Origin of the sequence: Trueperella sp., assembly GCF_043424875.1 — a bacterium.
In the GTDB taxonomy this organism is placed as follows: Bacteria; Actinomycetota; Actinomycetes; order Actinomycetales; family Actinomycetaceae; genus Trueperella.
In genome coordinates this window covers 1-9,910 of record NZ_JBHWPL010000033.1, presented here as the reverse complement: position 1 = coordinate 9,910, position 9,910 = coordinate 1, and the positions used below count along the sequence as shown (strand labels likewise).

Below are 9,910 nucleotides of genomic sequence, written 5' to 3'. Positions count from 1 at the left end.
GAACGCAGTACTGACCTGAGTGCAGTACTGACCGAAACACTGCGGCCTAGATTGCAATACTGACCGGAATCAGTGCTGGTCGTAGTAGCCGGTATCCTTAGCACGCAAAAAGAATCCGATGATACCCCCGATCGCGCCGATGAAGACGTTCCCCGGATAAAACTGCGTCAGCGAGCCGAACAGCGCCACCAGCGCTACGAGAATAAAGCCAATGACCTCAACCATGATCACATCCACAGGTCCGCGAGCATGCGCAGGCTCCGGTGCCACTTCTCCTCGTCATAGATGTAGGAGGTAAAAATGAATTCGTCGGCCTCTGTTCGGCTCTGCAGCGCGTCGAGTTTCTCTTTGACTGTCGACGCCGATCCCACGGCTCGCACCCGCAGCGCGGCGCTGACAAAGGCTGCGGCGCGGTCGTCGGCAAATGTGGATACCTCGGCGGGTGGCTGAACCTTGCGGCGCTTGTTCGTGGAGCCGTCGAGCATCATCTGCATGTGCGAGGTGAACAAGTGCTCGGCCTCCCCATCCGTGTCGGCCACAAGAATGTTGACGCCGACCATCACCCGCGGCTCATCGATCTGAGCGGTCGCGGCGTCAGCGTTGAAGTTCGCGCGGTACAGAGCAATCGCGTCGTCGAGCGAATCGGGCGCGAAGTGAGAGGCAACCGAGAAGGGCAGACCGAGCTGCGCGGCGATCGACGCGCCGTTGACGGTCGATCCCAGAACCCACATCGGCACGTTCATCCCGGCCGACACCGCGGAGCCAATCGGCACCGAATCAGGCGCACCCTTGTCCGAGAACCAACCCTGCATACGGTAGATCGCGGTAGCAAAGGACTGCGGATCCGCCGACGTCCGATTCAGCATCTGCGCCGTCATCTGGTCGGTTCCCGGCGCGCGGCCAAGGCCGAGATCAATCCGATCACCGAACATGTTCGCGAGCGTCCCGTAGTTTTCGGCGATCACGAGCGGTGCATGATTCGGCACCATCACGCCGCCGGCACCCACGCGAATTCGCGAGGTGCGGGAAGCGGCCCGGCCAATCAGCAGGGCGGTTGCCGACGACGCCAGGCTCGTCGTGTTGTGATGCTCGGCGAACCAGTAGCGCGCGTACCCGAGGTCATCGGCCAGCTCGGCGCCGCGCATCGAACGCTCGATCGCCTCCGCGGCGGTCGAACCCTCGGTGATCGGCACAAGGTCAAGAATGGAAAGGTCGGCGTTCATCGTACTCCTTCGACTACGCCACGCTAGCAGAGCCTGTTCGCGAATAGCCATGCCGCCCGACCCGGCATTTTCCAGCCGGTAGGCTGGTTCCATGACGTATCGCGTATTGATTGTGTGTACTGGGAACATTTGCCGCTCGCCGATGGGCGAGGTTGTGCTGCGCGACCACCTTGCGCAGGAGGGGATCGACGACGTCGAGGTGGCGTCGGCCGGCGTCTCCACGGAGGAAACCGGCAACCCGATCGACCGGCGCGCTCGCGCGGTACTCGCGGAATTCGGCCACGAGGCCCCGGCGGGTCATCGTGCTCATCGCGCGACGGCGGACGAGCTTCGCAACGCCGACATCGTCCTAGCCATGACAACCGGCCACGCACACGCACTACGATCGATGATGACTGAGCTCGGCGAGGATCCCGCGAAGATCCACCTGTGGCGCGAATTTGACGGCACGCTCGACGTGGCCGAGGGCGGCGCATTCGGGAGCGGCGGCGTCCTCGCCGACGCGGCCTCCGAGACCTCCCGATCCAGCAACTTCTACCACTCGGGCGGGGAGTTCGACGTCCCGGATCCGTGGTACGGCGACGACGACGGGTTCTACGACACCTACAAGGTCGTCGACGACGGCGCCAAGGGCCTCGTCGAGTTCATCGACAGCAAGCGCTAGGCCGGGCGCTACTTCCCGTCCGACGTCGGCGTCGAGCTCGTTGACAGCCCGGACTCGTCGTCGGTCTCAAAGCGCGGGTTGATGATGTCTTGCGGCTCGTCGATCGTGGTTAGCACGGTGGCACGCACCTGGCTAGAGCCATTGACCCGGAACTCGGATTCGGACTGGACGACCACGTAATCATCGCGCACGTAAAGCCGGGATTCGCGGGTATCCCCGCCGTCGGCGTCGCCCGTGAGCTGGAGTGACAGCACGGTGACGTTCTCGCCGTCGATCTCCTCGTGCCCGATCACCTCATAGGTGAGGTCGGGATTGGTGCCCGCCGCGCGAAGCTCCGGATTAAGTAGCGCCTCGAAGCGCATCGGCATGGTGGCCTGGTAGGCCATCGTCCCGTCGTCGGACTCGGTGGTGGCTTGAACCCACTTGCCCTCTCGCTCAACGAACGTATTGCCGCGAATGAGGATCGCCCGCGCGCCGGGCTCGCCGGAGTCGGTGTAGGACTGGATTTCTACCGCGAGCGGGTCGATGTTGACGCGCGACGTCGATGCGAGCATCCCGTCAACCGTGTCTTCTTGTACCCAGCCAGAAATCTTGCCCAGTGCCTCGGCCTGGCAAAACGCGAGCTCTTGCGCGTTGACTTCGGTGGGGTCACCGGCCAGCGGGTCGGTGCAATGGTCGATCGTCGCGGGCGCGCTACCGGTGGTTTCGGCGTCGGACTCGGCGGTTTCCGCGCATCCAGCAACAAGCAGAGTGAGGGCTCCGATGCCAGCGACATACCACGTCGATCGCATTGAACCCCCTTATCCACAAAATAGAACAAGTACAGCTTATCCTCAGAATCGTGAAAATCCCCGACGACAACCTTGAGGTTAGCTGGGAATTAGCAAGGACGCCGCGGCCTGAGCACACGAAAGCCCCGGATTGCTCCGGGGCTTTCGCTCACTCCTAGATCCAGGTGCGGATCACGGGTTAATTACTCATGGCCGAGTTGCCGAGGTCCTGTGCTTCTTGCAGGCCCTGGTCAACGGGGACGCTTCCGAGGAAGACGTCGAGCAGCTTCGGGGTCAGTGCCATCGTGCCGGCGTTGACGTCCGGACCGAACGGAGCCTTGGCGGTGTCGCCGTTAGCCGCGTCGATGAAGACGGACACGTCGATGCCCTTGACGGCCCAGTAGTCGACGTACGAGGACTGCGCGTCAACGGCGCCCGGGAAGGACACGCCCATCTCGCCCAGCGGCATCTGGCCCTCGGCGGAGCCGAGCCACTGCAGCACGCGGATGGTCTCTTCGCGGTTCTCGGTCTGCTCGTTGCCCACGGCCACAACGCCGTGCGAGCCGGAGTACGATCCTTCCGGACCAGCAACGAGAGGCGCGAGGCCCCAGTTGATCTCGGCGTTCTCATCCACCGTCTTCAGGTGGTAGGGGCCGGACTGGAACAGTGCGAGCTCGCCGCGCACGAACATGTCGCGAGTGATGTCGCCATTCGTGTTGGTCTCGGCGGCCGGTGGTGCCACGTGGTGCTCGTTGATGAGGTCAACGATGTACTGGAAGGACTCCACACCCTCGGGCGAGGCGAAGGCGAAGTTGCCGTCCTCGTCCTGGAACTCGGCGCCGTTGGCGGCGAGGAATGGGTTGTAGATGGCCTGGAGGTTGGCCTGCGCGTTGAAGCCGTACACCTCCACGTTGTTCGGGTCGAAGTCGGGCGAGTCGGCGGTGTTGCCATTCGCGTCCACGGTCAGCGCCTGAGCTGCGGGCAGCAGCGTGTCGTCGTCGCCGCCCCACTTGAGCGAGGTGACGTCGATGCCGGCTTCCTCAACCATGTCAGCGTTGTAGAACAGCGCGATCGAGTCCCAGATCTGCGGGATGCCCCACAGGGCGTCGTCGCGTGTGTAGAGATCGACGACGGACTGCTGCCACTCGTCGTGGTCGCTGCCGAGTTCTTCGGTGATGTTGATGAGGTTGCCGTTGTCCGCGTACAGCGCGAAGTTGGACGAGTTTACCCAGTAGATGTCGGCCATGTCGCCGGAGGAGACGTCGAGCGGGAGCTGATCCCAGTAGTCGCCCCACGGAACGAGCTCGATCTCGACGTTGATGTCGGAGTTCTGCTCTTCGAACTTGGCGAAGGACTCTTCGTAGGCCGGTGCTGCCACTTCGTCCCAGAGGCGGAACGTGACCGTGGCCTGCTCGCCGGAGCCGTCCGTGCCGTCGGTTTCCGTGCCGGTCGTGGCGCCGTTGTCACCGCCGTTGTCGTCGGCGCCGGGCGAGCATGCTGCGAGCACGAGGCCGAGCGTGCCGATCACCGCGCCTGCGGTGAGGGTTGATCTCTTCATGTGATCTCCTTGAATTTTCAATTGGACAGGTGGGGGCGTGCGTACGCCAACTCCGCCAGACTACCAGCAGGCAACGGTTGAAAATGCGAACACTCTCGATAATCTCACTGAGCGGAAAGGAACAATTCGCAAAGAAATCCGACGACGCCGTCGTCGCAGGTCACGAACCCGCCCGCGGCGAGCGCTCGTCTCACCTAGCGTCACTTCAGGCCGGTGATGCCAATCGATCGAACAATCTGCTTGTTGAAGATGACGAAGAGGATGAGCAGCGGCAGGATCGAGATGGTCGTGGCGGCCATGACGAGGGTCCAGTTTGCCGAGTACTGCGACTGCAGGCTGGCCGTGGCAACCGTCAGGACGTTCCATTCCTCGCGCGGCGCGATGATCGAGGGCCACAGGAAGTTGTTCCACTGCGTGACCACGGTGATCAGAAGGAGCGTCACCAGAATCGGGCGATTCATCGGCAAAACGATCGACCACAGCTGGCGCCAAAAGCCTGCGCCGTCGAGCTCAGCCGCGTCCAAAATCTCCTGCGGCACGGCCTTGAAGTTCTGCCTCAGCAAGAAGATCGCGTAGGGCGAGCCGAGCATGAACGGCACCACGATGCCGGCGAAGGTGTTGCGCAGCCCCCACTCGGACATCATCGTAAACAGCGGAATCATTGTGACGATCGCGGGGATCATCATCGTGGCGATATAGGCCCAGAACAGCACCTCGCGCCCGGGGAAATCCAGGCGCGCGAACGCATACGCCGCCAGGATCGACGCGATGAACTGGCCCACCACCATCACGAGCACCACCTGCAAGGTCACCACGAGCGGCACGATGAAATCGTGATCGGTGAAGAGCCGCACGTAGTTGTCGAACGTCATCTCCTCGGGCAACGAGAACGAGCCGTTGAGCAGGAGATCGCGCTCGCTACGCAGCGAGGTGATGATTGAGAACACCAGCGGCATGACGGTGATCAGCGCGCCGGCGATGAGAATGGCGTAGGTCAGCATCACCGACCAGATCGAGTTCTTCTTGCGTAGGCGCTTGGCGGGAAGGGTCTCGACCTTCCAGGCGTCGGTACCGCCGGTGGCGTCAGTTGCGTCGGTTCGCGTATCGATACTCATGGCTAGCTCATGTCGTAGGTCATGCGCGAGGAGAAATAGCGCTGCTGAACAAGGGTGACGACGACGATCAGGAGCATAAGGAACACGGCCATCGCTGCGGCGTCGCCAATCTGGTGAGACGTAAAGGCGGAGTTGTAGATGCGCGCGGCAATCAAATCGGTGGTGCCGCCGGGGTAGCCGGGGTTGCCGTCGGTCAGGCCGTAGACGAGATCGAACACCTGGAACGAGGCGATAAACGACGTGACGGTGACGAAGAACGTGGTGGGCCGGATGAGCGGCAGAGTGATCGACCACAGCTTGCGCACCGGGCCCGCGCCATCGAGCTCCGCCGCCTCGTACAAATCCTTGGGGATGGACTGCAAGGCCGCCAGGAAGAACAGCGAGATGTAGCCGATGTTCTGCCAGATGTAGACGAAGGCGACGACGGGCAGCGCCGTCGTCGTATCAGCGAGCCAGGCCGTACGTGTGCCGAGCACCTCGTTGATAAGGCCGGAGGGCGCCAGCAGCCACGACCACACGATGCCGAGCGCGAGCGGCGCCGCCACCCACGGGATCACGTACATGATCTGCAAAACGCCCGAGCCTGGCAGCTTCCGGTTCAGGCCAAGAGCGATGAACAGGCCGATGATGATCGCGCCGGGGATGGCGATGAACGAGAACTGGATCGTCACCCACACGGAGTTCCAGAATCCGTTCGAATTGAACATGTTCTCGTAGTTCGTCAGCCCCACAAACACCGGGTCCGAGATGAGGTTCCAGCGCAGGACGGAAATGATGATGACGAGCACGATCGGCGCCATGAGGAAGACGCCCACGCCGATCATCGACGGGATGAGCATCGTGAACGCCGTGGCCGCTTCCTTGCGCTTGCGAGCGCTGCGCTTGCGGGCGCTGCGCTTGCGGGCGCCGCGAGTACTGCCGCTGCCCTGCAGCGCGTTGTCCGGGCGCGCCTGATCAGCAGCGACGCCAGCAACCGGTTCCACTGGGGTTTGAGTCATGTGATTACCTCCCCTGTGCGTACATTACGCCAAGTAATGAGGTACTTGCTCGTGAATTTCGGAGAACATATTCCACACGAGGTGCGCCCGCTCGCGCGGCGGTGGCGCGTCACGCGATGCCCGTTGGGACACACCCCCTGCCACAGGGCTTCGGGGGAGGGCCAATCGGCGTCGATCCGGGTCTTTCCGTTGCCGCCGATGGCGAGGCAGATGAGCCGCCAGTGGGAGTCGTGGCCGTGTCCGGGGCCGGCGAGCGCGTGGGCGATTTCGTGCAGGGCGAGTGAGCGCACCTGGTCAGGCGAGTACAACTCGAGGTGGGCGCGCGAGACGGAGATCAGCTTGCGGCCCAGATTCGCGCTTCCGGCACGCCGCTTGGCGCGATCTACGCAGAGCGTCCAATCGGTCAGGCCGTTGGCGTCCATGAGATCGCGCACGATTTTCAGCGCGTCGTTCACATTCACGCCCCTGATCATAGACGTCCCGCCGCCCGTCCTAAATGGGTATCCACACCCGTGCGGTACCGTTTAGCCTATGACGCACGCTTCCACAGTTGTCCACAGCTCCAAGGTCCACGAGACGGACGTCGTCGTCATCGGTGCAGGTCAGGCGGGGCTGGTTTCGGCACACGAACTACAGCGTCGCGGAATCTCCGGATATGCGCCGAGGTCGCTGCCCGCCGACGACGACAGCCACGTGTCCTTCGTCGTACTCGACGCCGAGGACGGCCCGGGTGGTGCGTGGCGCCACCGCTGGCCCGGGCTGACGATGGCCACCGTCAACATGATCGCCGACCTGCCAGGCATGCCCTCCGAGCCGCAGAGCGGCAAAGAACGCTCCTCCGAGTTCATCCCCGAATACTTCGGCGACTACGAGGACGAGTTCGATCTGCCGATCATGCGCCCGGTGCGCGTGAGGAAGGTCGAGCGGGACGGCGACGGCTTTTTACTCACAACGACGGCCGGCGAGTTCCGCACGCGGGCCCTGCTCAACTGCACGGGCACGTGGGAAGCGCCGTTTATCCCGTGGTATCCCGGCCAAGAAACCTTCCGCGGCATTCAGGTCCACACCCACGACTACAAGCAGCCGGACCAGTTCTGGCGCAAGCGGACCCTCGTCGTCGGCGGTGGAATCTCTGCGCTTGACCACTTGGACGAGATTTCGAAGGTCACCAAGCACACGTTCTGGGCCACCCGCACGCCCCCGCGCTGGAAGGATCCGCGCGAGTTCAGCGAGGGGAACCCCGGGCGCGGGCTGGGCGCGCAGGCCGGCCGGGCTGTCGAGGAGCGAGTGCGAGCGCGGACGGAGCAGGGGCTCAGGCCGCTGCCCGTCGTCGCCGAAACGGGCCTGCCGCGCAATGAGAAGGTGCGCTCGATGGAGGAGCGAGGCTTGCTCGATCGGCGGCCGATGTTCGATCGTCTCGACGCGAACGGGGCGTGGTGGGGCGAGGAATACGTGGAGCTCGACGCGATTATCTGGGCCACCGGATTCCGCGCGAATCTGCGGCATCTGGCTCCGCTCAAGCTGCACGGCGGCAAGGGCGGAATCCTCATGCGGGGCACGCGCGTGGCGGCCTATCCGAACCTGCACCTGCTCGGGTACGGCGCGAGTGCGTCCACGGTCGGAGCCCGGCGTGATTCGAGAGCAGCAGTTCGCGAGATCGTGCGCCACCTCAAGACGGATTAAGATGGGTGCCAATAAGGAGGAATATGGCTTCCCATACTGATCTCGTGGCCCGCATTGGCGAGGCAGGCGCCATCCCGGCGAACCGGCCGCTCGACCATGCCCGCCGCATCATCACCGCAGCAACCATCGGCACGTTCTTCGGCACGCTCGCCGGGATCCTGTTTAATATGGGGCAACTGACGCTGGGCGCGACGATGCTCGTCTTCATCCCCACCGTCATCATGGTCATCCTGCTCGTGGTGGTGTGGCAGGTGCTGAAGACGCCGCGATCTGGCGACCCGGTTCCCGTCATCGCCCGCACCCTAGCCACGGCGGAGAGCCCCTACCTGCGCTACGTGAAAAGTGGAGCGAATAAGGGGCTGATCGTGCCCGTCGTCGTCGCGCCTGCGGACGGATCCGAGGCCTTTCGATCGGTGATCCTCCTGCGTGAAACTGAGCCCGGTAAGCAGGTTCACGACCCCGAGGTGGGGACGTTGATGGCCCTGCAGCAGATCGAACCCGGCATGGGCGAGCTCGCGAACATCGCGGAGGTCACGCCCGAGCAGATTGAGCTGCGAGACCGGCTCATGCGCCGCCCGCGCATCCTGTCGAACAACGCCCCCGCGCTGCCCATGCGCCGCGGCGTCCTCGAGCGCACGCCGTGGTGGGCGGCGGCTCAATGGTGGGGCGGCATTGCCGCCGCCGGCCTCATCTCTTTCGGAATCATCCTGTTACTCGCTTAGGGAGGCCTCATGACTCAGCCGAACCAGCACAGCCCCAACGACGGCGAGCGATACATCGGCGCGCCGGGGCCGAACTACAACCAGTACCCGAGCAATGGGCAGGTGCCAGAGGAGCTCGCCGGCGGATCCGAGGTCAATAAGAGTGGCTGGAAGCCGGTCAGGGCGCTGATTGCGGTTCTGATCGCGTTCGCGATGGTCGCCGCCGGCGTGATCGTGAGCGTTGCCGTGCTGCGCGGCCCCGAGGTCAAAGCTGACGCCCCGCTCGATCCCGCCACGCCCGCGGGGCAGGGTGGTGGCGCGACGCCGTCGCCAGGGCCGACCGAACCGGTGGAGGCTCCCGAGCTCGACGGCGCGACGTTCATCATTCCCGCCACGAACGCCAATGGCGAGTTGCTTCTCGAGGTCACGGGCGTGGGTCGCTACGATCCGAATACGGGCGACGGCGTCTACGGTTACTACCCGTGGGGTACCGGGGATTTGGAACATACGGTGATCGAGGCGACCCTCACCAACAATGCTGATGACGACGTGAGAATCACCGAAGAATTCCAATCCTTCGTGCAGACAAGCGACGACATGTACTTTCGGTCAGAAAACCTGTCAGACCGGGACGATCCCTACATGTACCTCAGACCTGAACCCGGTGAGTCGGTGGAGGTTGTGATCGTCTTCCCGACCTTGGCCGGCGCAGAGCCTGAATTCCTCGGCGTTGTGGTCGGTTCCAACTGGTACGACTCGGCGACGTGGCTCGACCTTGACGGCATCCCCGCGGTGACGTTCGACGGTGACGACGGTGACGACGGTGACGACGGCGACGATAACTAGGGCGACGACGTCGTAATCAGGTCAAGAACGTCGTTCGCGATGTAGGCGTGGGTGCCGCGCGCGATGCTCTTCGTCGTCATGATGCCGGCCTCTTTGAGTTGGATAAGTGCGTCGTAGGCCTTTTGAAGTGACAGGTCGTGGATCTCGCTTGCGGTCTTGATTGTCAGCACTGGCGATCCCGCGAGGCGAGGCAGAATCTGCTTTGCGGCCAGCGCGATTCCCTCGATCTGCGAGGACGCTATTGCTTCAGATCGAAGGAGGAAGCGGGATAGATCTTCGAGCTCTGCGACGCCGTCGGCGCCGGTCAGGGAGTGAACTCGCCGCTCAACCATCAAGAGGTAGCTACTCAACT

At 63.5% G+C, this 9,910-nt stretch carries 12 protein-coding genes; 4 read left to right on the top strand and 8 right to left on the bottom strand.

All coding sequences use genetic code 11. The features are described 5' to 3' along the window. Positions 1 to 69: 69 nt before the first annotated feature. Together ACHFFR_RS03085 and ACHFFR_RS03080 are read right to left on the bottom strand one after the other, a co-directional pair. A complete protein-coding gene (locus ACHFFR_RS03085) occupies positions 70 to 225 on the bottom strand; it encodes a hypothetical protein (RefSeq protein ID WP_394262810.1) in 156 nt (51 codons plus the stop codon). A 2-nt stretch (positions 226 to 227) separates the two neighbouring features. Beyond that, entirely contained in the window at positions 228 to 1,223 is a 996-nt protein-coding gene (locus ACHFFR_RS03080) for an LLM class flavin-dependent oxidoreductase (protein ID WP_394262809.1), read from the bottom strand. 91 nt (positions 1,224 to 1,314) lie between these two features. Here ACHFFR_RS03080 and ACHFFR_RS03075 point away from each other — a divergent pair, with 91 nt between their 5' ends. Next, positions 1,315 to 1,887 (top strand): low molecular weight protein-tyrosine-phosphatase, encoded by a 573-nt coding sequence (locus ACHFFR_RS03075; protein ID WP_394262808.1) that lies wholly within the window; start codon positions 1,315 to 1,317, stop codon positions 1,885 to 1,887. An 8-nt stretch (positions 1,888 to 1,895) separates the two neighbouring features. On the opposite strand, the gene ACHFFR_RS03070 is transcribed toward ACHFFR_RS03075, so the two are convergent. The 5 genes from ACHFFR_RS03070 to ACHFFR_RS03050 all read right to left on the bottom strand — a co-directional run bounded on the left by ACHFFR_RS03070 (position 1,896) and on the right by ACHFFR_RS03050 (position 6,789). Further along, complete coding sequence (locus ACHFFR_RS03070) at positions 1,896 to 2,678, bottom strand: hypothetical protein (protein ID WP_394262807.1); 783 nt, start codon at positions 2,676 to 2,678, stop codon at positions 1,896 to 1,898. A 178-nt stretch (positions 2,679 to 2,856) separates the two neighbouring features. After that, positions 2,857 to 4,215 (bottom strand): ABC transporter substrate-binding protein, encoded by a 1,359-nt coding sequence (locus ACHFFR_RS03065; protein ID WP_394262806.1) that lies wholly within the window; start codon positions 4,213 to 4,215, stop codon positions 2,857 to 2,859. 200 nt (positions 4,216 to 4,415) lie between these two features. Continuing rightward, the gene (locus ACHFFR_RS03060) at positions 4,416 to 5,330 is read right to left on the bottom strand and encodes a carbohydrate ABC transporter permease (RefSeq protein WP_394262805.1); all 915 of its coding nucleotides are present in this window, start codon (positions 5,328 to 5,330) and stop codon (positions 4,416 to 4,418) included. Positions 5,331 to 5,332: 2 nt separating this feature from the next. Further along, positions 5,333 to 6,328, bottom strand: a complete 996-nt coding sequence (locus ACHFFR_RS03055) for a carbohydrate ABC transporter permease (protein ID WP_394262804.1) — start codon at positions 6,326 to 6,328, stop codon at positions 5,333 to 5,335. Further along, entirely contained in the window at positions 6,325 to 6,789 is a 465-nt protein-coding gene (locus ACHFFR_RS03050; RefSeq protein ID WP_394262803.1) for a SprT-like domain-containing protein, read from the bottom strand. The genes ACHFFR_RS03055 and ACHFFR_RS03050 overlap by 4 nt, the downstream gene beginning before the upstream one ends. 70 nt (positions 6,790 to 6,859) lie before the next feature. On the opposite strand from ACHFFR_RS03050, the gene ACHFFR_RS03045 reads away from it, so the two are divergent. The 3 genes from ACHFFR_RS03045 to ACHFFR_RS03035 are packed head-to-tail and all read left to right on the top strand — an operon-like array spanning position 6,860 to position 9,558. Then, a complete protein-coding gene (locus tag ACHFFR_RS03045) occupies positions 6,860 to 8,011 on the top strand; it encodes an NAD(P)-binding domain-containing protein (RefSeq protein WP_394262802.1) in 1,152 nt (383 codons plus the stop codon). Positions 8,012 to 8,034: 23 nt separating this feature from the next. Beyond that, complete coding sequence (locus tag ACHFFR_RS03040) at positions 8,035 to 8,733, top strand: hypothetical protein (RefSeq protein ID WP_394262801.1); 699 nt, start codon at positions 8,035 to 8,037, stop codon at positions 8,731 to 8,733. A 9-nt stretch (positions 8,734 to 8,742) separates the two neighbouring features. After that, positions 8,743 to 9,558, top strand: a complete 816-nt coding sequence (locus ACHFFR_RS03035; RefSeq protein WP_394262800.1) for a hypothetical protein — start codon at positions 8,743 to 8,745, stop codon at positions 9,556 to 9,558. Here ACHFFR_RS03035 and ACHFFR_RS03030 read toward each other — a convergent pair. Further along, on the bottom strand, positions 9,555 to 9,910 hold a 356-nt coding region (locus ACHFFR_RS03030; RefSeq protein WP_394262799.1), incomplete at its 5' end, for a hypothetical protein. The genes ACHFFR_RS03035 and ACHFFR_RS03030 overlap by 4 nt on opposite strands.